Source organism: Cupriavidus sp. SW-Y-13, from assembly GCF_009793345.1.
Classification (GTDB): Bacteria; Pseudomonadota; Gammaproteobacteria; order Burkholderiales; family Burkholderiaceae; genus Cupriavidus.
Window position 1 is genome coordinate 2,910,501 of record NZ_WHLX01000001.1, and the last position, 21,363, is coordinate 2,931,863.

At 64.5% G+C, this 21,363-nt stretch carries 19 protein-coding genes; 11 read left to right on the forward strand and 8 right to left on the reverse strand.

Going from position 1 to position 21,363, the window contains the following annotated elements; genetic code table 11:
- Positions 1 to 22 precede the first annotated feature (22 nt).
- Positions 23 to 946, reverse strand: coding sequence for an ornithine carbamoyltransferase (argF, locus tag GA566_RS12990; protein WP_137928230.1), 924 nt, complete (start codon positions 944 to 946; stop codon positions 23 to 25).
- Between the two features lie 393 nt (positions 947 to 1,339).
- Here argF and GA566_RS12995 point away from each other — a divergent pair, with 393 nt between their 5' ends.
- The gene (locus tag GA566_RS12995) at positions 1,340 to 1,645 is read left to right on the forward strand and encodes a DUF3579 domain-containing protein (RefSeq protein WP_137928231.1); all 306 of its coding nucleotides are present in this window, start codon (positions 1,340 to 1,342) and stop codon (positions 1,643 to 1,645) included.
- Positions 1,646 to 1,791: 146 nt separating this feature from the next.
- On the opposite strand, the gene rpsT is transcribed toward GA566_RS12995, so the two are convergent.
- Positions 1,792 to 2,058: a 30S ribosomal protein S20 gene (gene rpsT / locus GA566_RS13000; protein WP_137928232.1), complete on the reverse strand. Its 267-nt coding sequence runs from the start codon at positions 2,056 to 2,058 to the stop codon at positions 1,792 to 1,794.
- A 361-nt stretch (positions 2,059 to 2,419) separates the two neighbouring features.
- Here rpsT and murJ point away from each other — a divergent pair, with 361 nt between their 5' ends.
- The gene (gene murJ, locus GA566_RS13005; protein WP_137928233.1) at positions 2,420 to 3,970 is read left to right on the forward strand and encodes a murein biosynthesis integral membrane protein MurJ; all 1,551 of its coding nucleotides are present in this window, start codon (positions 2,420 to 2,422) and stop codon (positions 3,968 to 3,970) included.
- Between the two features lie 16 nt (positions 3,971 to 3,986).
- Positions 3,987 to 4,835: a SirB1 family protein gene (locus GA566_RS13010; RefSeq protein WP_137928234.1), complete on the forward strand. Its 849-nt coding sequence runs from the start codon at positions 3,987 to 3,989 to the stop codon at positions 4,833 to 4,835.
- A gap of 28 nt (positions 4,836 to 4,863) precedes the next feature.
- Here GA566_RS13010 and GA566_RS13015 read toward each other — a convergent pair whose 3' ends face one another.
- Positions 4,864 to 5,499 carry a VTT domain-containing protein gene (locus tag GA566_RS13015; protein ID WP_370459307.1) on the reverse strand — a complete coding sequence of 212 codons (636 nt, stop codon included), beginning with the start codon at positions 5,497 to 5,499 and terminating at the stop codon, positions 4,864 to 4,866.
- A gap of 142 nt (positions 5,500 to 5,641) precedes the next feature.
- On the opposite strand from GA566_RS13015, the gene mutL reads away from it, so the two are divergent.
- Together mutL and miaA are read left to right on the forward strand one after the other, a co-directional pair.
- Complete coding sequence (mutL, locus tag GA566_RS13020; protein ID WP_160472932.1) at positions 5,642 to 7,633, forward strand: DNA mismatch repair endonuclease MutL; 1,992 nt, start codon at positions 5,642 to 5,644, stop codon at positions 7,631 to 7,633.
- Between the two features lie 6 nt (positions 7,634 to 7,639).
- Positions 7,640 to 8,593 (forward strand): tRNA (adenosine(37)-N6)-dimethylallyltransferase MiaA, encoded by a 954-nt coding sequence (gene miaA, locus GA566_RS13025; protein ID WP_160472933.1) that lies wholly within the window; start codon positions 7,640 to 7,642, stop codon positions 8,591 to 8,593.
- Positions 8,594 to 8,747: 154 nt separating this feature from the next.
- Here miaA and purM read toward each other — a convergent pair whose 3' ends face one another.
- Positions 8,748 to 9,800, reverse strand: a complete 1,053-nt coding sequence (gene purM, locus GA566_RS13030; RefSeq protein WP_137923239.1) for a phosphoribosylformylglycinamidine cyclo-ligase — start codon at positions 9,798 to 9,800, stop codon at positions 8,748 to 8,750.
- A gap of 259 nt (positions 9,801 to 10,059) precedes the next feature.
- Here purM and hda point away from each other — a divergent pair, with 259 nt between their 5' ends.
- The 6 genes from hda to panB all read left to right on the forward strand — a co-directional run bounded on the left by hda (position 10,060) and on the right by panB (position 15,227).
- On the forward strand, positions 10,060 to 10,767 hold the full coding sequence (gene hda, locus GA566_RS13035) for a DnaA regulatory inactivator Hda (protein WP_137923389.1): 708 nt from the start codon (positions 10,060 to 10,062) through the stop codon (positions 10,765 to 10,767).
- Positions 10,768 to 10,872: 105 nt separating this feature from the next.
- On the forward strand, positions 10,873 to 11,547 hold the full coding sequence (locus tag GA566_RS13040; RefSeq protein ID WP_137923240.1) for an HAD family phosphatase: 675 nt from the start codon (positions 10,873 to 10,875) through the stop codon (positions 11,545 to 11,547).
- A 1-nt stretch (position 11,548) separates the two neighbouring features.
- On the forward strand, positions 11,549 to 13,105 hold the full coding sequence (gene pcnB, locus GA566_RS13045) for a polynucleotide adenylyltransferase PcnB (protein ID WP_137923241.1): 1,557 nt from the start codon (positions 11,549 to 11,551) through the stop codon (positions 13,103 to 13,105).
- 1 nt (position 13,106) lies between these two features.
- On the forward strand, positions 13,107 to 13,625 hold the full coding sequence (gene folK, locus GA566_RS13050; RefSeq protein WP_137923242.1) for a 2-amino-4-hydroxy-6-hydroxymethyldihydropteridine diphosphokinase: 519 nt from the start codon (positions 13,107 to 13,109) through the stop codon (positions 13,623 to 13,625).
- Positions 13,626 to 13,663: 38 nt separating this feature from the next.
- The gene (locus GA566_RS13055) at positions 13,664 to 14,305 is read left to right on the forward strand and encodes a deoxynucleoside kinase (RefSeq protein ID WP_160472934.1); all 642 of its coding nucleotides are present in this window, start codon (positions 13,664 to 13,666) and stop codon (positions 14,303 to 14,305) included.
- Positions 14,306 to 14,405: 100 nt separating this feature from the next.
- Positions 14,406 to 15,227 (forward strand): 3-methyl-2-oxobutanoate hydroxymethyltransferase, encoded by an 822-nt coding sequence (gene panB / locus GA566_RS13060; RefSeq protein ID WP_137923244.1) that lies wholly within the window; start codon positions 14,406 to 14,408, stop codon positions 15,225 to 15,227.
- A 59-nt stretch (positions 15,228 to 15,286) separates the two neighbouring features.
- Here the strand turns inward: panB and pabB are convergent, their stop codons facing one another.
- From pabB to GA566_RS13080, 4 genes are all read right to left on the reverse strand, one after another.
- The gene (pabB, locus tag GA566_RS13065; RefSeq protein ID WP_160472935.1) at positions 15,287 to 17,137 is read right to left on the reverse strand and encodes an aminodeoxychorismate synthase component I; all 1,851 of its coding nucleotides are present in this window, start codon (positions 17,135 to 17,137) and stop codon (positions 15,287 to 15,289) included.
- Positions 17,138 to 17,370: 233 nt separating this feature from the next.
- Positions 17,371 to 18,510: a molecular chaperone DnaJ gene (gene dnaJ, locus GA566_RS13070; RefSeq protein WP_137923246.1), complete on the reverse strand. Its 1,140-nt coding sequence runs from the start codon at positions 18,508 to 18,510 to the stop codon at positions 17,371 to 17,373.
- A 169-nt stretch (positions 18,511 to 18,679) separates the two neighbouring features.
- Positions 18,680 to 20,626: a molecular chaperone DnaK gene (gene dnaK / locus GA566_RS13075; RefSeq protein WP_137923247.1), complete on the reverse strand. Its 1,947-nt coding sequence runs from the start codon at positions 20,624 to 20,626 to the stop codon at positions 18,680 to 18,682.
- Positions 20,627 to 20,796: 170 nt separating this feature from the next.
- Positions 20,797 to 21,351, reverse strand: coding sequence for a cob(I)yrinic acid a,c-diamide adenosyltransferase (locus tag GA566_RS13080; protein ID WP_137923248.1), 555 nt, complete (start codon positions 21,349 to 21,351; stop codon positions 20,797 to 20,799).
- Positions 21,352 to 21,363 lie beyond the last annotated feature (12 nt).

Sequence of the window (21,363 nt, forward strand, 5' to 3'; positions counted from 1 at the left end):
TTTCGCTGGCTCCGGCGGTCGCTCAGTAGCGGCCGCAGAGCAGGTATTCCATCAATGCCTTCTGCACGTGCAGGCGGTTTTCAGCCTCTTCCCAGACCACGCTGCGCGGGCCGTCGATCACGGCGGCTTCCACTTCCTCGCCGCGATGGGCAGGCAGGCAGTGCATGAACAGCGCATCATCGGTGGCGCGGTCCATCATGGCCGTGGTCACCATCCAGTCCTTGAACGCGCGCTTGCGCGCCTCGTTCTCGGCCTCGAAACCCATGCTGGTCCACACGTCGGTGGTCACCAAGTGCGCGCCCTGGCAGGCGTCGAGCGGGTTGTCGAACACCTTGACGCGCGACGCAGCCGTCTGCGGCACCATGGCCGGGTCGAGCTGGTAGCCCGGAGGCGCGGAGAAATGGAACGTGAAATCCAGGCGCTCGGCAGCCTGGATCCAGGTGTAGGCCATGTTGTTGGCGTCGCCGATCCACGCCACCGTCTTGCCGGCAATGCTGCCGCGCTGCTCGATGTACGTGAAGACATCGGCCAGCACCTGGCACGGGTGGTATTCGTTGGTCAGGCCATTGATGACTGGCACGCGCGAGTGCGCGGCGAATCGTTCAAGGATGTCCTGGCCGTACGTACGGATCATGATGATGTCGACCATGCGCGAGATCACCTGCGCCGCATCCTCGATGGGCTCACCACGACCCAGTTGCGAGTCACGCGTGTTCAGGAACACCGCATGACCGCCAAGCTGGTGCACACCAGCTTCGAACGACAGGCGCGTACGCGTGGAATTCTTCTCGAAGATCATGGCCAGCGTGCGGTCGTGCAGCGGGTGCCACGTCTCGTAGTTCTTGAACTTCGCCTTCAGGATCCTCGCGCGGTCCAGCAGGTACTCGTACTCCTCGGCATTGAGGTCGCTGAACTGGAGGTAATGCTTGATCGGGGTTTGGCTCATAAAACAAAGAAGGCGGCTCGCATGGGCCGCCTTTCGCGTCGCTTACGCAATGTAGTGGCAACGATCATAAGGGATTATTCCAGCTTTGGCGAGTCCGCGCCGTTATAGCGGGAGTCCCCCGCAGAGGCGGGTGACGCGGCCCGCTGACAGGTTCCCGACAGGAATTCTACGTATGCGCAAGTCTTATATAAGATATAATACCCGCTGATTCACGCGGGGCCCGGCATACCTTGCCACGGCCCGCCGCACGGCATCAAAAGTGCCCCCGCCGACAATACGCCCCGCTTTCCTCATGCCGGCAGCATGCGAACCAATCGCCTGCCGGACGCGTCAAACGGGCGCCCGTCTTGAGCGGGTTTACCGTCGAGTCACAGAGCAGATCCCCGCAGTCCCATGACAACCCCCCAAGTTCGCGAATACTTCATCCAAGGCGTTACCAAGGAAGGCAGGACCTTTCGCCCAAGCGACTGGGCCGAGCGGTTGTGCGGCGTGATGGCGCAGTTCCGGCCGGAAGGCGATACCGGCGACCCCCGCCTGACCTACTCGCCGTACGTGCGACCTGTGATCGTGGCGGGCATCAAGAACGTGGTGGTGGATTCGCGGCTGCGGGACATCGAGCCGAAGGCACTCGACTTCGTGCTGAACTTCGCGCGCGACAATGATTTGCAGGTAGTGGAAGCCTGCTCGGTCGGCGACTGAGCACGCCCTGCTTCTCAAGAGAACCCGGCCAGGCGCCGGGTTTTTTGTTGGCCGAGCACTGGAAAGTGGTGGCGCAAAAAACAAAAGCCCGTCCGAAGACGGGCTTTGCGACTGCTCGGCCGCCATAGGGGCGACCGGGGCAGCTATCAGGCAGCCATCGACTTGATGGCGGCCGACAGGCGCGACTTGTGACGTGCAGCCTTGTTCTTGTGCACGATCTTCTTGTCAGCGATGCTGTCGATGATCGTTTGCGACTGCTTGAAGATCTCAGCAGCGGCTGCCTTGTCGCCGGCGTCGATTGCCTTGCGAACTGCCTTGACGGCGGTGCGCAGACGCGAGCGCAGGCTGGAGTTGTGACCGTTCGCGGCCACGGCTTGGCGCGCGCGCTTGCGAGCTTGTGCGGAATTTGCCATGTATCTCTTCCTGAATTCAGAGTGCGCGCCCGGGGCGACGCAATAATTTGGGACGCAACAATTAAGTCACATCTTGCGACCCGGGATGTTCGACAAACGAATCCTTGGACGCGACTGTCCTTGCGAATCGGCGATTATACACACAGCCCCGCGCCGCAGGCAAGCCTCCCGACAGGTTCCGAACAGAATCGGGCACCAGGGCCGCCGGGCAGCGGCCGTCCGTATAATATGCGCCACATCTGGCGAGCGGAATGCCCGCATAAGCGTGGCGCCGCCGCAACCAAATGACCGTGCAGGCGTCTGAAACGCGTCTGCCACCCGCTCGGCGCCGTCACACGGCCCTGCTCCCTGGTTTCCGATCTTGAACCTGCTCAAAGCACTTGCCACGATCAGCGGCCTGACGATGCTATCGCGCATCACCGGCCTGCTGCGCGAAATCCTGATTGCCCGCGCCTTCGGGGCCTCGGACATGACCGATGCCTTCAACGTGGCATTCCGCATCCCCAACCTGCTGCGCCGGATCTTTGGCGAAGGCGCGTTCTCGCAAGCCTTCGTCCCCATCCTGAACGAGTACCACGGCAAGCGCGGCGACGAGGAAACCCATCTCCTGATCGATGCCGTGGCCACGGTCATGGCCTGGGCGCTGGCCGCGGTATCGCTGCTGGGCGTGATCGGCGCGCCAATCGTCATGACGGTAGTGGCCACCGGCTTCCGGGGCAGTGCCGAGACCTACGACGCCGCCGTGTTCATGACACGGGTGATGTTCCCATATATCGGCCTGATCTCGATGGTAGCGCTGGCTTCGGGCGTACTGAACACGTGGCGCAACTTCGCGGTGCCCGCGTTCACGCCGGTACTGCTCAATCTCTGCCTGATCATCGCCGCGCTGTTTGTCGGTCCTCACATGGCCCAGCCGATCTATGCCCAGGCGTGGGGCGTGCTGGTGGGCGGCGTGCTCCAGTTGCTGATCCAGGTGCCGGCAATGCGCAAGCTCGGCGTGTTGCCGCGCGTCTCGCTGAACCTGCGCGCGGCGTGGGCCAACCCCGGAGTGCGGCGCGTGGTCAAGCAGATGGCGCCGGCGCTGCTGGCCGTTTCCGTGGCCCAGATCAGCCTGATCATCAATACCAATATCGCTTCGCGCCTGGGCGCGGGGGCCGTGTCGTACATCACCTATGCCGACCGCCTGATGGAATTCCCGACGGCGCTGCTGGGCGTGGCGCTGGGCACGATCCTGCTGCCGAGCCTCTCCAAGGCCAACGCCAACGACAACCGCGAGGAGTACTCCGGCCTGCTCGACTGGGGCCTGCGCCTGACCTTCCTGCTGGCCCTGCCTTGCGCGGCGGGGCTGATGCTGTTCGGCACGCCACTGACCTCGGTCCTGTTCAACTATGGCCGCTTCGACGCCCATGCCGTCGAGATGACGCGTCAGGCGCTGGCTACCTACGGCGTGGGCCTGCTCGCGCTTATCCTGATCAAAATCCTGACGCCGGGCTTCTATGCACGGCAGGACATCCGCACCCCGGTCAAGATCGCGATCCTTGTACTGATCATCACGCAGTTGTCGAACTTCGTGTTCGTGCCGCTGCTGGGCCATGCGGGCCTACCGCTGTCGATCAGCTTCGGCGCCATCGTCAACGCGCTGCTGCTGTTCTTTGGACTGCGCCGCCGGGGCTTCTATCATCCGTCGGCCGGCTGGGGCATGTTCCTGCTCAGGCTGGTGGCCGCCATGCTGATCCTGTCGGGCATGCTGCTGTGGTTCGCGCGCAATTTCGACTGGGTGGCGCTGGGCGCCACGCCATGGCTGCGGATCGCGCTGCTGGCGGCCTGCCTGGTACTTGCGGCGGCGGTCTACTTCGGTACACTGTGGCTCATGGGCCTGCGCTATGCGGCCTTCCGGCGCCGCGCCGGCTAGTCAGGAAACACCGTACATGACTTCCACGAAAGTCCTGGATTACTTTGCCAGCCTCGTGGCCGACGACGATGCGATCCCGCTGACGGAAACCGCCCTCGCCATCGCCCAGGATGCCTACCCGGACCTCGACCTGCAGGCGGAACTGGCGGCCATGGATGTGTTGGCCGTCCGGCTCAAGCGGCGCATTGCCGAAGGCACGCCCGCCATCCAGCGCCTGCGCCTGCTGAACCATTTCTTCTATCGCGACCTCGGCTTCGGCCCCAACGCGAACGACTACTACGACCCCGACAACTCGTACCTGAACATGGTGCTCAAGCAGCGCCGGGGTATTCCCATCTCGCTGGCCGTGCTCTACATGGAGCTAGGCCAGCAGATTGGCCTGCCGCTCAAGGGGGTGTCGTTCCCGAACCATTTCCTGGTGCGCATGACGATTCCGGCCGGCGAGGTCGTGCTCGATCCGCTGACCGGCGAAACGCTGTCGAAGGAACAACTGCAGGAAATGCTTGATCCCTACCTCGAACGGGAGGGGATTTCGGACTCGACCGAGGTGCCGCTGGGCCTGTTCCTGCATGTGGCCGGCCATCGGGAGATCATCGCGCGCATGTTGCGCAACCTTAAGGCAATCTATCTGCAGGAATCGCGCTGGCAGCGGTTGCTGGCGGTGCAGAACCGTCTGGTGATCCTGCTGCCAGATTCGATCGAGGAAGTGCGCGACCGGGGCCTGGCCTATGCCAACCTGGAGTGCTTCCGGCCGGCGCTGGAAGACCTGGAAGCTTATGTCCAGGCCCGTCCCGATGCCGCCGACACCACGCAGATCCGCGACCGCATGCCGGCCCTGCGCCTGATGAGCCGCAGCCTCAGCTGATTCACCGAGGCTGCGGGATACATCGGGATCAGGGCTTGCGGTCCGCCGGGCGGCGCGTGCCGCGCACGAGCTTCCACAGGCCACCGAGCACCAGCGGCACGACGGCCGCGCCGATACCGGCCAGCACGATCAGGTTGAGATACTGCTTGATGAACGGCAGGTTGCCGAAGAAGTAGCCGGCGAACACCAGGCCGAACACCCAGGCCGCCGCGCCGATCACGTTGAACAGCTGGAAGCGTGCGAAGGTCATTTGCGATACCCCGGCCACGAACGGCGCAAAGGTCCGCACGATCGGGAGGAAACGCGCCATCACCAGCGTCTTTCCGCCGTGACGTTCGTAGAAATCATGTGTCTTGCGCAGCGCACGCTGATCCAGGAAGCGCCAGTGCTGGTCGAACACCTTCGGCCCGATCCAGCTGCCCACAAAATAGTTGACCGTGTTGCCGATGACAGCTGCAGCGAAGAGCAGTCCGGAAAGTGCCCACTCGTTCATCGCGCCCGTCGCGCACATGGCTCCCGCGATGAACAGCAGCGAATCACCTGGCAGGAACGGCAGCACCACGAGGCCGGTTTCGGCGAAAACGATGGCAAACAGAATGCCGTACACCCATACGCCGTAGTCCAACACGAACTGGCCCAGAAACTTGTCGACATGAAGAATCATGTCCATCAGGTGCAATACAGTATCCAACGGTGTGTCCCCTTCAATGAATGGCTGACATCATACAAGAGCCAAATTTGGCTGCCGTTACGGAACCGTAATGAGTGTGCCGAAAACGTGTCCGGCCGCACGTATAATCGCCCGCATGCCTGCCGACGCCGCCCGCCCCGAGCTTTCCGCCGCCACCCCCACCTCCAGTAACGCCTTGCGCACCGCGCAACCCGGCCGGCCTATCCGTCCCCTGCCCGATCAGCTGATCAGCCAGATCGCCGCCGGCGAAGTGGTGGAACGTCCGGCTTCGGTGGTCAAGGAACTGCTTGAAAACGCACTCGACGCAGGCGCCACCCAGCTCGGCATCCGGCTGGAAGAAGGCGGCGTGCGGCGCATCGTCATCACCGACAACGGCTGCGGCATTCCTGCCGATGAACTGCCCGTTGCGCTGATGCGGCACGCCACCAGCAAGATCGCCTCGCTCGACGAACTCGAATCGGTGTTGACACTCGGTTTCCGTGGTGAGGCGTTGGCGTCGATCGCCTCGGTCTCGCACCTCGTCCTGACCAGCCGCACGGCCGATGCCGCACACGCCACGCAGATCAGCGCCGATACCGGCCATCTGCAACCGGCTTCTGGTGGTGTCGGGACGATGATCGATGTGCAGCACCTGTACTTCAATACGCCCGCGCGTAGGAAGTTTCTGAAAACGGAACAGACCGAGGTCGGGCATTGCCTGGAGATGATCCGACGCGTGGCGCTTGCCAGGCCCGATGTCACGATCTCCGTTCACCACAACGGCAAGCCGCTCGAACACTGGAATGCCGGCGATGTGGCAACGCGTACCGCGCAGGTGCTGGGCGCCGATTTTGCGCGTGCCCGTTTGCCGCTCGATGAATTGGCCGACGCGCTGCACATCTATGGTTTCGCCGGGCTGCCTACCGCTTCGCGCGGCAGGCCGGACCAGCAGTATTTCTTCGTCAACGGCCGGTTCGTGCGCGACAAGCTGCTGAACCACGCCGTGCGCAGCGCCTATCAGGACGTGCTCCACGGAGACCGCTTTCCCTCGTACGTGCTCTGCCTGGACCTGCCACCCGAACTGGTCGATGTGAACGTGCACCCGTCGAAGATCGAGGTCCGCTTCCGCGAATCGCGCGCCGTCCACCAGTTTGTCTACCACGCCGTGCAGCGCAGCCTGGCGCGCCAGGCTGGCGAAGTTGGCGACAGCCTGCATTCGGATACTGGCGATGGTGCTGGGCTGTCGCCAACGACCAAGCCAGCGGGTGGCGTGCCGGGCGCCGCGCCACAATGGATCAACTACTCCGCTGGCCGGCAGAGCGAACTTGGCATTGCCCAGCCACGCCAGGCCTACCTGGGCATGGTGCGTGACGCCACCTCGGGTGATGGATCACCAGTCGCCCGCTCATGGGAACCTTCCTCGCAACGGCCAGCGTGGCTGGCAGATGCCGAGGCAGCCCGTGCCGATGCGCCGCCCAGCCTGCTCGACCGTCTGCCCGAGCGTCCGTCGGGATTGCCCGTCGATGAAGATGGGGAAGAAGGCGACCACCCGCTCGGCTATGCCATCGCCCAGCTGCACGGCATCTACGTGCTGGCGCAGAATGCGCGCGGACTGGTACTGGTGGACATGCACGCCGCGCACGAACGCATCCTCTACGAACAGATCAAGGCCGGTCTCGATGCGCGCGAGCTCGCCGTGCAGCCACTGCTGATTCCGGTCACGCTGCCCGCCAACCCGGTGGAAATCGGCGCCGCCGAGGAACATCAGGAAACGCTGCAGTTGCTCGGCTTCGACATCGCACCGGTGTCACCCACGACATTGGCCGTGCGGGCCATTCCGGCGCTGCTCAAGCAGGCCGATGCCGAAGCGCTCGCGCGCGATGTGCTGCGTGACTTGCAGTCATTCGGTGGCTCGCGCGTGCTGGCCGAGCGCCAGAACGAACTGCTGGCCACGCTGGCCTGCCACAGCGCCGTGCGCGCCAATCGCAAGCTGACCGTCGAAGAAATGAACGCGCTGCTGCGCCAGATGGAACAGACCGAGCGCGCCGACCAGTGCAATCACGGACGTCCCACCTGGGTACAACTCACGGTCACCGAACTGGACCGCCTGTTCCTGCGCGGCCAGTAATCCTCCATGTCATCGCAGTCTTCTGAATTCCCGCCCGTCGTCTGCCTGCTCGGGCCGACGGCCTCCGGCAAGACGGCCGCCGCGCTGGCGCTGGCCGCGCGCACGCCGGTCGAAATCATCAGCCTGGATTCGGCGCTGGTCTATCGTGAGATGGATATCGGCACCGCCAAGCCCACACCTGCCGAACTCGCCAGCGCGCCGCACCACCTGATCGACATCATTGATCCGCTGGAGAGCTACTCGGCCGCGCAATTCGTGACCGATGCCGAGCGCCTGATTGTCGAGATTCGCGCGCGTGGCCGCACGCCGTTGATCGTCGGCGGGACGATGCTCTATTACAAGGCGCTGACGCAGGGCCTGAACGACCTGCCGCAAGCTGACCCCGCCGTGCGCGCCGAACTCGATGCGCTGGCTGCCGAGCGTGGCTGGCCAGCGCTGCATGCGATGCTGGCCGAGGTAGATCCGGTCACCGCCGCGCGGCTCGCACCCAACGATGCGCAGCGCATCCAGCGCGCGCTGGAGATCCATCGCCTGAGCGGGCAACCGATGTCGGCGCTGCTCGCGCGCCAGGCTGATGCGCGCACCTTCACGGGCGCCGCCGATTCACGCTTCCGCGTCATCGCCCTCGAACCCTCGGACCGCGCCGTGCTACACGCGCGGATTGCCGAACGTTTCGACGCAATGCTCTCCGGTGGCTTGATCGCCGAAGTGGAACGTCTGCGCGCACGGGGCGACCTGCACCTCGGGCTACCGTCGATGCGTTGCGTCGGCTACCGGCAGGTCTGGGAATATCTCGATGGGGATTGCGACTATGCGACGATGCGCGAACGCGGCATCGCGGCCACGCGGCAACTGTGCAAGCGTCAACTGACGTGGTTGCGGAGCACGCCGGAGCGCGTCAGCGTGGATTGTCTGCGGGGGGACTATGTTGCGGAGGTGGGGCGGGCGGCGGGGTGGTGAGTTAAATCGACCCCTGGGTGTGCTCCCCTCTCCCGCACGGCGGGAGAGGGGTTGGGGAAGAGGGCCAGCGCGTCGTGCTTGACGAGCTTTCTCGTAGCGTAACCGCCTGCCCTCTCCCCTGCCCCTCTCCCAGAGGGAGAGGGGAAAAGCACAATCAGACTACGACGGTCTGCGCCTGCCCTTCGGCGCGAGCCTCGATCGCACCGATCTGCCATACCGCTTCACCAGCGGCTTGCAGATGGCGAATCGCGCGTTCGGCGTCTTCCTTGGCCACGATCACGACCATGCCGATGCCGCAGTTGAACACGCGGTGCATTTCGGCGTCGGCCACGTTGCCTTGTTGCTGGAGCCACTGGAACAGCGGCGGCAGCGTCCAGGCGTCCTTCTTGATGACAGCGGTCAGGTTGTCGGCCAGCACGCGCGGCACGTTTTCGGTCAGGCCGCCGCCGGTGATGTGGGCCATGCCCTTGACCGGCAGGGTTTCGATCAGCGACAGCAGCGGCTTCACGTAGATGCGCGTCGGCGCCATGATGGCGTCCTGCAGGCGCTGACCGTGGAAGTCGGCGTTCAGGTCCGGCTTGGCCACGTCGAGGATCTTGCGCACCAGCGAGTAACCGTTCGAATGCGCACCCGACGAGGCCAGGCCCAGCACCACGTCGCCCGGCTGGATCGTCGAACCGTCGATGATCTTCTTCTTTTCCACGGCGCCGACCGCGAAACCGGCCAGGTCGTATTCGCCGTCCGGATACATGCTCGGCATTTCAGCGGTTTCGCCGCCGATCAGCGCGCAGCCGGCCAGTTCGCAACCATGGGCGATGCCCTGGATCACGGTGGCGGCGGTGTCCACGTCCAACTTGCCACAGGCAAAGTAGTCCAGGAAGAACAGCGGCTCGGCGCCCTGCACGAGGATGTCGTTGACGCTCATCGCCACGAGATCCTGGCCCACGGTGTCGTGGCGGTTCAGTTGGAACGCCAGCTTGAGCTTGGTGCCCACGCCGTCGGTGCCCGAGACCAGCACCGGCTCCTGGAACTTCTTCGACAGTTCGAACAGCGCGCCGAACCCGCCGATGCCGGCCATCACGCCTTCGCGCATGGTGCGCTTGGCAAACGGCTTGATACGGTCGACCAGGGCGTCGCCGGCTTCGATGTCAACACCGGCATCGCGGTAGGAAAGGCCTGCCTGGCCGGCGGTCGGGGATGCGCTCATGAGAACCTGCTTGTCTTTGAGGAGGGTGAAGTGCTGAAATCATCACCTATTAATCACACTCCGATGCCATTGAGGCGAATCGGGCGCGGATCGAGGGCGCGACTCCAGTAAAATCGCGATTTTAACGGATACAGGCTCCCGGCGACCAGTGCCACACTGCCAGCCCTGCCCCGCGTACGCCAAAGTCACGGCTGAAGCCACCTTTTCGCCCTATTTGAAGTTTTTGACTTAATTCGCCCCAGTCACGCGCGCCATGTCTTTGCGACCCTCCCACAAGCAGTTGTCACTCGAACTGGGCAGCCCTCCGCCGTCCACGTTCGAGAACTTCTTCGTGGCCGCCAACCGGGAACCCGTGCAGCGGCTGCGCGAGCTGCCCGGCCTCGTGGCGCGCGAGCAGGCCCATGACCGCCTCTTCTACCTGTGGGGCGAGGCGGGTTCGGGCCGCACCCACCTGCTGCATGCCGTGTGCGACGCCGCGCTGCATGGGGGCCTGAACTGCCGCTACCTGAGTCCGCACCACGCGCTGTCCGATTTCATCTTCGACCCGTCATGCCAGTTGTATACGGTGGACGATGTGGAATTGCTGGACGAAGCACGCCAGATCGCCGTGTTCTCGCTCTACAACGAAGTACGGGCGCATGTGCGCTGTGCGATCGTGGTGGCGGGGAACCTGGCGCCCCGCGCCATGCCCGTGCGTGAAGATCTGCGCACACGGCTGGGCTGGGGCTTGGTGTACCAACTCGAATCGTTGTCCGACGATGACAAGATGGCCGCCCTCGTCCAGGCGGCACGCGAGCGCGGGCTCCAGCTTGCGCCGGAAATTCCGCACTGGCTTGTCACGCGCCACTATCGCGACATGCCCAGCCTGATGGCCCTGCTGGACGCCCTCGACATGTACGCGCTGGAGCGCAAGCGCGCCGTGACACTGCCGCTGCTTCGGGAGATGTTTGCCGAATTTCGCGAGTAGATGTCCGCCAGCGCCGCCATCCCGGCGCGCTGGCACGAAACCCGCTCCCAACCTGCGCCGGGACAACCCGCCCGCCTGTTGCACCTTAATGTAAAATCGCGCCCCATGAATCTGGCACTGTTTGACCTCGACCACACCCTGATCCCGACCGATAGCGACCATGAATGGGGCCGCTTCCTGGTCCGCATGGGCGTCGTCGACGAGGAATCCTATCGTCGCAAGAACGACGAGTTCTATAGCCAATACAAGGCTGGCACGCTCAATATCCAGGAATTCCTGCGTTTTGCGCTGGCCCCGCTGGCCGCCAATCCGCGCGATCGCCTGGACCAGTGGCGTGTGCGCTTCATGCACGAGGTCATCGAGCCCGTCATCACGCCGCAGGCCAAGGCCCTGGTGTACAAGCACCTGGAAGCGGGCGACCTGTGCGCCGTGGTGACTGCCACCAACAGCTTCGTCACCGCCCCGATCGCCCAGGCGTTCGGTATCAAGCACCTGATCGCCACCGAACCCGCCACGCTCGACGGCAAGCCGGAGAGCCCCTTCACGGGCGAAGTGTTCGGCGTACCGAGCTTCCGCGAAGGCAAGATCACGCGCGTCAACAGCTGGCTGAAGAGTTTGGGCGCCAAGTGGGAAGACTTCGGCACCACTACGTTCTACAGCGATTCGGCCAACGACCTCCCGCTGCTGGAAATCGTCAGCGAGCCGGTGGCCGCCAACCCTGACGATCGCCTGCGCAACCGCGCAGCCGAGGCCGGCTGGCGCATCATGGACCTGTTCTGACGTGATCAAGAAGCTCATCAACCGGCTGCTCGGCAAGCCGGGCCCCAAGCAGCGCCGCATCGGCCGCGCCCATACGCCGCGCGTGGTCGGTGTGGACGAACATCGCATCGACCCGACGCTGATCTCGCGCAACGCGGTCAAGGTTACGTCCACGCTCCAGCAGGCCGGCTACCAGGCCTTCATCGTGGGCGGCGCCGTCCGCGATCTGCTGCTCGGCATCAAGCCCAAGGATTTCGACGTGGCGACCAACGCCACGCCCGATCAGGTACAGGCGCTGTTCCGCCGCTCGCGCATCATCGGCCGCCGCTTCCAGATCGTGCACGTGACGTTCTACGGCGGACGCGACCAGGAAATCATCGAAGTCTCGACGTTCCGCGCCCTTGTGGATGCCGTGGCCAGCGAGACGCTGCCCGAAGGCCGCCGCTTGAAGCGCGCCGAGCTCGACACCAAGACGCATGCGATCGACGCCAGCGGCCGTGTGCTGCGCGACAACGTCTGGGGCTCGCAGGCCGAGGACGCCGAACGCCGCGATTTCACGATCAACGCGATGTACTACGATCCGGCCGCGCAGACCGTGCATGACTACCATCACGGCATGGAAGACATCCGCGCGAAGACGCTGCGCATGATCGGCGATCCGGTCACGCGCTATCGCGAAGATCCCGTGCGCATGCTGCGCGTGGTGCGCTTTGCGGCCAAGACCGGTTTCGGCATCGATGAAGATACGCGCGTGCCCATCGCCGAACTGGCGCCGCTGATCCATAACGTGCCGAGCGCGCGCCTGTTCGACGAGATGCTGAAGCTGCTGATGTCCGGCCACGCCTGGGCATCGCTGCAGGAGCTGCGCAAGGCTGGCCTGCACAAGGGCCTGCTGCCGCTGCTGGATGTAGCGATCGAGCAACCGATGGGCCAGCGCTTCGTGCAGCTTGCCCTGGATAACACCGACCGTCGCGTACAGGCCGGCAAGCCGGTTTCGCCGGGCTTCCTGTTCGCGTCGCTGCTGTGGCACCACGTGCTGCAGCGCTGGACCAAGCTGCGCGAAGGCGGCGAGCATCCGATCGCCGCGCTGAATACGGCCATGGACATGGTGCTGGAAAAGCAGACCGGCCAACTGGCCATCCAGCGCCGCTTCGTGACCGACATGCGCGACATCTGGGGCATGCAGCCGCGCTTCGAGAAGCGCGTGGGCCGCATGCCGTTCCGCCTGCTCGAATCGCCGCGCTTCCGTGCCGGCTACGACTTCCTGCAGCTGCGCTGCGAGGCTGGCGAACAGCCGGCTGAACTGGGCCAGTGGTGGACCGATTTCCAGAACTCGCCGCCGGACGAGCGCGAGGCGCTGATCCAGTCGGTGAAGCCTGCACGTGGCAAGGGCAACAAGGCCGTGGACGCAGGGGGTCCGGAGGTGGCGGACGAGGTGGAAGGCGAAGCGCCGGCACGCAAACGGCGCCGTCGGCGGAGTCCCCGGAAATCAGATACAGTGTCTTCCCGCAGCGGGGCGGATTCTGCCGACGGCGACCAGGCCGCGGAGGGGTCACGCCGCGCCCAGCCGGAGGAATAACATGACGCTTGCCTTCATCGGCATTGGCGCCAATATGGGCGATACGCGCCAGGCGCTGAAAGACGCCATCGTGTGCCTGGCCCAGCAGGTCGGCATCACGGTGGCCGCCCGGTCCTCGTTCTATCGGACCGCGCCGGTCGATGCCACGGGCAACGACTACTGCAATGCCGTAGTGAAGGTCGAGACGACGTTCACGGCGGCGCAACTGCTGCGCATCTGTCACCACATCGAGGACCAGTTCGGCCGCGAGCGCCCGTTTCATAACGCGCCCCGCACGCTGGACCTCGACCTGTTGCTGTTCGGCGATGTCTCGATCGATACCGAGACACTGACTGTGCCGCACCCTCGCATCACCGAGCGCGCCTTCGTGCTCGTGCCGCTGCTGGAACTCGATGCCGCGCTCGAAATTCCAGGCCGTGGCCGCGCCGCCGATTTTGTCGCTAACGTCAGCAATCAGCGCATCGAGAAGCTTTCCTCATGCAAATGCACGCGGCTGCAGGAAGGCGGCACGGCGTCGTGAGACGCCTCACACGCGCTACGCCACGGAGCATCTGAACCATGCTCGACCATCTGCGCCGCATCGTCGTGGAAGGCCCGATCGGATCGGGCAAGACAGCGCTGGCCCAGCGCCTGGCGCAAACGCTGCGCGCCGGCGAACTGCCCGATGGTGCGCGCCATAATCCATTCCTGGAACGCTACTATCGCGAGCCGCAGCGCTATGCGCTGGCCATGCAACTGTCCTGCCTGAATCAGCGCGCCACCCAGCTTCAGCAGTGGCATGCGGCAATGCTTGCCGGCCATCGGATGATCGGCAATTTCCTGTATCCGCGAGACCGTCTTTATGCGTCGCTGACGCTCGAAGCCGACGAGTTGGCGCTCTACGACACGCTGGCGGCACGGCTGCAAGTGCCGACGCAGCGCGCGGACCTCGTGATCATGTTGCAGGCCACGCCATCGCTGCTGCGCGAGCGCATTGCGCGCCGCGGCCTGCCAGGCGAAACCGGCATCGAGGAACAGTATCTGCAACGGCTCACCGATGCCTACGGCGAGATGTTCCACACGTACGATGATGCGCCCGTCATGATCGTCGATACCGCGCACTTCAATCCGGTGGACAACGACGATGATTTCCGTACACTACTGACGCGCATCGAGAACATGCGGGGCCGCAGAGCCTTCCTGAATCTCGCTGCGTCCTGAGTCGCTGCAGCACCATACGATAACGACAACGGCCGCCGCCGGTGCGCACCTTCCGCACATTCCGGCGTACAACCTGGCCGCCACTCCTACGGGCACTGCCATGAGTTACCTCCTCGAACCCTCCCGCAAGACCATCACCGCCCCGAAACTGCAGGCCATGCGCGACGCCGGCGAAAAGATCGTCATGCTGACCGCGTACGACTCCAGCTTCGCCGCATTGCTCGACTACTGTGGCGTTGAAATGATCCTGGTCGGCGACTCGCTCGGCAACGTGATGCAGGGCCAGCAGACCACGCTGCCGGTCACGCTCGATCACATGGTCTATCACACCGAGTGCGTGGCGCGCGGCAACCAGACCGCGCTGCTGGTATCGGACCTGCCCTTCGGCACGTACCCCACGCCCGAGAAGGCGTTCGAGAGTGCCGCCGCACTGATGCGCGCGGGCGCGCAGATGGTGAAGATCGAAGGCGGGGAATGGGCTGCGCCCATCGTGAAGTTCCTCGTCGAGCGCAGCATTCCGGTGTGCGCACACATCGGCCTGACGCCGCAGTCGGTGCACGCGTTTGGCGGATTCAAGGTGCAGGGCAAGACCGAGGCCGGTGCCGCGCAACTCAAGCGCGATGCACTGGCGCTGCAACAGGCCGGTGCCCAGGTGGTGCTGATGGAAGCCGTGCCAGCCAAGGTGGCAGGCGAAGTGACCGAGTTGCTGACCGTGCCGACCATCGGCATCGGTGCCGGTGTGGACTGCACGGGCCAGGTGCTGGTGCTGCAGGACATGCTGAACATCTACCCTGGCCGCAAGGCCAAGTTCGTACGCAACTTCATGGACGGGCAGACGTCAATCGAAGCGGCAGTGCGCGCGTATGTGGCAGCGGTGAAGGACGGAAGTTTTCCGGCGGTGGAGCATACGTTTGCGGCGTGAGCGCGCCTCCATCCCACTGGTTGTCTCCCCTCTCCCGCACCGCGGGAGAGGGGAACAGGTTAGTGCGATACGGGGCGCAATACCGCCCGCATCACCCCTCGCAACGCATTCACCAGGACGATCTGTCCTGCCCGCAGCACCATCTCCCGCGTGATCGTCGCCTCAACCACCGGCCCATCGATCAGCGCATCGCCCTCTTCCAGCACCACCGCGCGCATGACGCCGGGCAGGATGTCCGCCGACAACGGTGGCGTCATCCACTGCCCATCCACCTGGACGAATACCGATGAGCGGCCGCCTTCGAGCAGTTCGTCGCGTGTGTTGAAGAACAGCGCGTCGAACGCGCCGTGTTGCTCGGCGGTCTGCCAGCCGGCGTCGTAGGTGGCGCGTGCGCTGAGTTTGTGTCGGCGCAGGACATCTGAGACCGGCAGTCGTTGCGTTGCGAGTTCCACCGCTACGACGCCATCGAGCAAGGCTACCAACGCGCCATGTGCGAAGGTGAGCGTGCCGCGTTTGTCGACGCTCATCCGCAGGCGCCAGTCGCCATTGCCGAGACGTGCCGCTTCGGCTTGCAATGCGGCGCGCGTGGCGGAGAGGTCGAGTGCAAACCCGAATGCGCGCGCCGATGTCGCGATCCGCTGCAGATGCCGCTCGGCATGTCGCACGTCGCCATCGCATGCATGCATCGTCTCGAACAGCGTGAAGCCGGGGTCGTGCAAGGTCAGGAAGCGTGCCTTCCAGCCGCACTCGGCAAACTCGTCATCGGCCACGCTGTCATGGACGATGCCGCCGCCGACGCCCATCTCGGCGCGACGCAAACCCTCGGGATTCGCTGCACCCAGCACCAGCGTGCGGATGGCAACGGACATGCCGAAGGCACCAAGCGGCATGCTGTCCGATGGCGCATCAAGCCAGCCAATCGAACCGGTATAGAGGCCACGCGGCGAGTCTTCCAACTCGGCGATGATCTGCATGGTGCGACGCTTCGGCGCACCCGTGATCGAGCCGCAGGGGAACAGTGCCTGCATCAGTTCGCCGAACGTCGTGGCCGGGCGCGCGGTGGCCGTCACCGTCGAGGTCATCTGCAACACGCGGCCGAATGGCTCTACGACGAACCGATCGGGCACGGCCACGCTCCCCGGGACAGCGACACGGCCCAGGTCGTTGCGCAGCAGATCGACGATCATCACGTTCTCGGCGCGATTCTTGGCGTCGGCGGCCAGCGCCTTCGCGGCCTGCCCATCCTGCTGCGCGTCGCCCGAACGTGGCGCGGTGCCTTTCATCGGACGCGCGACGAGATGTCCTTCGCCATCGTGCGCCACGAACAACTCGGGCGATAGCGACAGCACCCATTCGTCACCGGGCAACTGCGCCAGCACACCGAACGGGACCGGCTGCGCGGCACGCAGCGCCGCATAGAACGCCACCGGATCACCGAATGTGCCGAATCGAAGACGCTGCGTGAAATTGACCTGATAGGTATCGCCGGCCTCGATGTAGGCGTGGATGCGGGCGATGGCATCGGCGTATTGCTGCGAGGTCAAGTTGCCGGCGATGTCGATGGCGCCAGCGGGGCCGGACGCCGCACGTTCGTCGACCCACTGGGCCGCCTGGCTCGCGTCGAGCATCGACAGGTTGCGGAACCACAGCAGGCGCAGCGCGCCATCGTGGAACGGCAGGTCATCACCGACATGCACCGGCGCACCGACCAGCGCGCCGCCAAATTCATAAGGGGCGAACAGCGTGACGTGGAGGCCCGCACGCCAGCCTGCATCGAGCAGGATGTCGAGTGTGGCGGTGTCGGCACCGGGCTGGACGCGATCCTCGCGAACGAAGTCGGTGTAGAGGCGCGAGGCGGCTACGCCGGGGGCGTGGGCGTCGTCGAGGAGGACGAAGGGGGTCGTTTGCAAACGGGTTCAGGCGTGGTTGGTGATTCGAACGCTGGCCCTCCCCCCAGCCCCTCTCCCGCACAGCGGGAGAGGGGAGCGAACCCACGGCGATTCGAATGCCATCGGTTTTCTCCCCTCTCCCGCTAGCGGGAGAGGGGCGGGGGAGAGGGCCAGCCTTTCAAACACCCACAATACATAAAAAAACCGGCCACGTTTATCACGTAGCCGGTTTCATCGTTCGCAGCAGTGCGCGATCAGCTGAAGAACCCCTTCACCTTGTCCAGCCAGGATTGCTCTTGCGGGCTGTGGCGCGAGCCGCCATCGTGTACCGAGCGATCGAACTGGCGCAGCAGTTCCTTCTGCGCGTCGGTCAGCTTGATCGGCGTTTCCACGTTCACATGCACGTACAGGTCGCCCGGATAGCCCGAGCGTACGCCCTTGATGCCCTTGCCGCGCAGGCGGAACGTCTTGCCGGCCTGGGTGCCTTCCGGCACCGGGAAGCTGACCCGTCCGTTCAGCGTGGGCACCTCGATGTCGCCGCCCAGTGCCGCGGATGCGAAGGAGATCGGCATCTGGCAGTGCAGGTCGTCGCCATCGCGCTCGAAGACCTCGTGCTGCTTGATGTGGACTTCGACGTACAGATCGCCGGGAGGGCCGCCGTTGATACCCGGCTCGCCGTTGCCCGACGAGCGGATGCGCATGCCTTCATCGATACCAGCCGGGATCTTGACCTCAAGGGTCTTCTGCGACTTCAGCTTGCCCTGACCATGGCACTTGGTACACGGCTTGGGAATGAACTTGCCGCTGCCGTGGCACTTCGGGCAGGTCTGCTGCATCGTGAAGAAGCCCTGCGACACGCGTACCTGACCCACGCCATTACACGTCGGGCAGGTCTCCACCGACGAACCCGGCTCGGCGCCGTTGCCGTGGCAGTGTTCGCAGTCGTCCCAGTGCGGCACGCGGATCTGCGCCTCGTGGCCGTGTGCGGCCTGCTCCAGCGAGATTTCCATGCTGTAGCGCAGATCGGCGCCGCGATAGGCTTGCGGACCGTTGCCGCGACGTCCACCGCCAGCCTGCTGACCGAAGATGTCGCCGAAGATATCGCCGAATGCCTCGGCAAAGCCGCCGTTGCCGAAACCGCCCGCGCCGAAGCCGCCGGCCATGTTCGGGTCCACGCCGGCATGGCCGTACTGGTCGTAGGCCGCCTTCTTCTCGGGGTCCGAGAGCATCTCGTAGGCCTCTTTGACCTCCTTGAATTTCTCTTCGGCTTCCTTGTTGTCCGGATTACGGTCCGGGTGGTACTTCATCGCGAGCTTGCGATAAGCCTTCTTGAACTCGTCGTCGCTCGCGTCCTTGCCTACCCCGAGCACTTCGTAGTAGTCACGTTTTGCCATGGTGGCTCATACCTGATGGGCCCGGCGGGCCTTGAAACCCCGCCGCGCGATAAGCAAAAAAGCCGAGCGCGGTGTCCGACCGTGGTTTTCACCGCAAGTCAGACCACCGTCGCCCGGCGTCGGGACGGGCAGCGGCGCCGGCATCACCCGCGCCGCCGCCCCCTCCCGCTTACTTCTTGTCGTTCACTTCCTTGAACTCGGCGTCCACGACGTTATCGTCCTGCGGCTGCGCCTGTTGCTGGGCGCCGGCTGCACCGGCAGCGCCTGCGGCACCGGCTTCACCCGCCTGCGCCTGCATGTCGGCGTAGACCTTCTCGCCCAGCTTCTGGCTGACTTCCGACAGCGCAGCGACCTTGGCATCGATCTCGGCCTTGTCGCCGCCGCGTGCGGCGTCTTCCAGTTCCTTGATCGCAGCTTCGATCTTTTCCTTCTCGCCGGCTTCGAGCTTGTCGCCATGCTCGGTCAGCGCCTTGCGGGTCGAGTGGATCAGACCATCGGCCTGGTTGCGAGCGTCAGCCAGCTCGCGGGCCTTCTTGTCTTCCTCGGCGTTGGCTTCGGCGTCCTTGACCATGCGCTGGATCTCGTCTTCCGACAGACCCGAGTTCGCCTTGATCGTGATGCGGTTTTCCTTGCCGGTGGCCTTGTCCTTGGCGCCCACGTGCAAGATGCCGTTGGCGTCGATGTCGAACGCGACCTCGATCTGCGGCGTGCCGCGCGGCGACGGCGGAATGCCTTCCAGGTTGAACTCGCCCAGCAGCTTGTTGCCGCTGGCCATCTCGCGCTCGCCCTGGAACACCTTGATCGTCACGGCCGGCTGGTTGTCGTCGGCGGTGGAGAAGACCTGGGCGTGCTTGGTCGGGATGGTCGTGTTCTTGGTGATCATCTTGGTCATCACGCCACCAAGCGTCTCGATACCCAGCGACAGCGGCGTCACGTCCAGCAGCAGCACGTCGGTACGGTCACCCGACAGCACCGAACCCTGGATAGCAGCGCCCACGGCCACGGCTTCGTCCGGGTTCACGTCCTTGCGGGCTTCCTTGCCGAAGAAGTCGCGCACCTGCTCCTGCACCTTGGGCATACGCGTCATGCCGCCCACCAGGATCACGTCGTCGATGTCGCTGACCTTGACGCCGGCATCCTTGATCGCGGTGCGGCACGGTTCGATCGTGCGCGTGATCAGTTCTTCCACCAGCGATTCGAGCTTGGCGCGCGTCATCTTCAGGTTCAAGTGCTTGGGACCCGAGGCATCGGCCGTGATGTACGGCAGGTTGATCTCGGTCTGCTGCGCGCTCGACAGTTCGATCTTGGCCTTTTCAGCGGCTTCCTTCAGGCGCTGCAGGGCCAGCACGTCCTTCGACAGATCCACGCCCTGTTCCTTCTTGAACTCGGCAATGATGTAGTCGATGATGCGCTGGTCGAAGTCTTCGCCGCCCAGGAACGTATCGCCGTTGGTCGACAGCACTTCGAACTGCTTCTCGCCGTCCACGTCCGCGATCTCGATGATCGAGATGTCGAACGTACCGCCGCCGAGGTCATACACGGCGATCTTGCGGTCGCCCTTCTCGTTCTTGTCCAGGCCGAATGCCAGTGCGGCAGCCGTCGGCTCGTTGATGATCCGCTTGACTTCCAGACCGGCGATGCGGCCAGCATCCTTGGTGGCCTGGCGCTGCGAGTCGTTGAAGTAGGCCGGCACCGTGATCACGGCTTCGGTCACCGGCTCGCCCAGGTAGTCCTCGGCGGTCTTCTTCATCTTGCGCAGCACTTCGGCGGATACCTGCGGCGGTGCCAGCTTCTGGTCACGCGCGCCTACCCATGCGTCGCCGTTGTCGGCCTTGACGATGGCGTACGGCATCAGGCCGATGTCCTTCTGGACTTCCTTCTCTTCGAACTTGCGGCCAATCAGGCGCTTCACGGCGTACAGCGTGTTGCGCGGATTCGTGACGGCCTGGCGCTTGGCGGGTGCGCCAACCAGGATCTCGCCATCTTCCATGTAGGCGATGATCGAGGGGGTGGTGCGAGTGCCTTCGGCGTTCTCGATGACCTTCGGGGCGTTGCCTTCCAGAATCGCGACGCAGCTATTTGTGGTACCGAGGTCGATACCGATGATCTTACCCATAGTGTTCTCTCCTATTGAGCCCTGTCTCTCGTCAGGGACTGCAATTCAACCTGAGTGCGAAATGTGGCCGGTCGAGGCCATTTCAAGGGCGTAATCCGCAATTCCGAGTAATTTTCTCGGCTATGCCGCCCTCACCCCATTTCACCAAAAAGTGCCTCAAATATCACTAATCAGGACTTTCGTTCTCGCTGCCACAACACGTCGGTACCGCCGGCAGCGCGGTTCAACACCCGGGACAGCACGAAGAGCAGGTCGGACAGCCGGTTCAGGTACTGGCGCGGCGCGTCGTTGAGCGGTTCAGTGGCGCCCAGGTCCACCAGCGCGCGCTCGGCGCGGCGGCACACGGTGCGGCAGACATGGGCCTGCGCGGCAGTCCGGCTTCCGCCTGGCAGGATGAACTCCGCCAGCCGGGGCAGCGCGGCGTTGTAATGCTCCAGCCATTCGTCGAGCTGCGCCACCTGAGGCGCCTGCAGCAGCGTGTAGCCGGGAATCGACAGCTCGCCGCCCAAATCGAACAGGTCATGCTGGATGTGGAGCAGCGCGCTGCTCACGTCCGGCGGCAGGCCGTCCTCGGCCAGCAGCACGCCGATATGGCTGTTCAGCTCGTCCACGTCGCCAATGGCGGCGATGCGCAGGCTGTTCTTGCCCACGCGGCTCCCATCGCCCAAGCCCGTGGTGCCAGCGTCACCGGTGCGCGTGGCAATCTTCGACAGGCGGTTGCCCATGCCGGTCTCCTT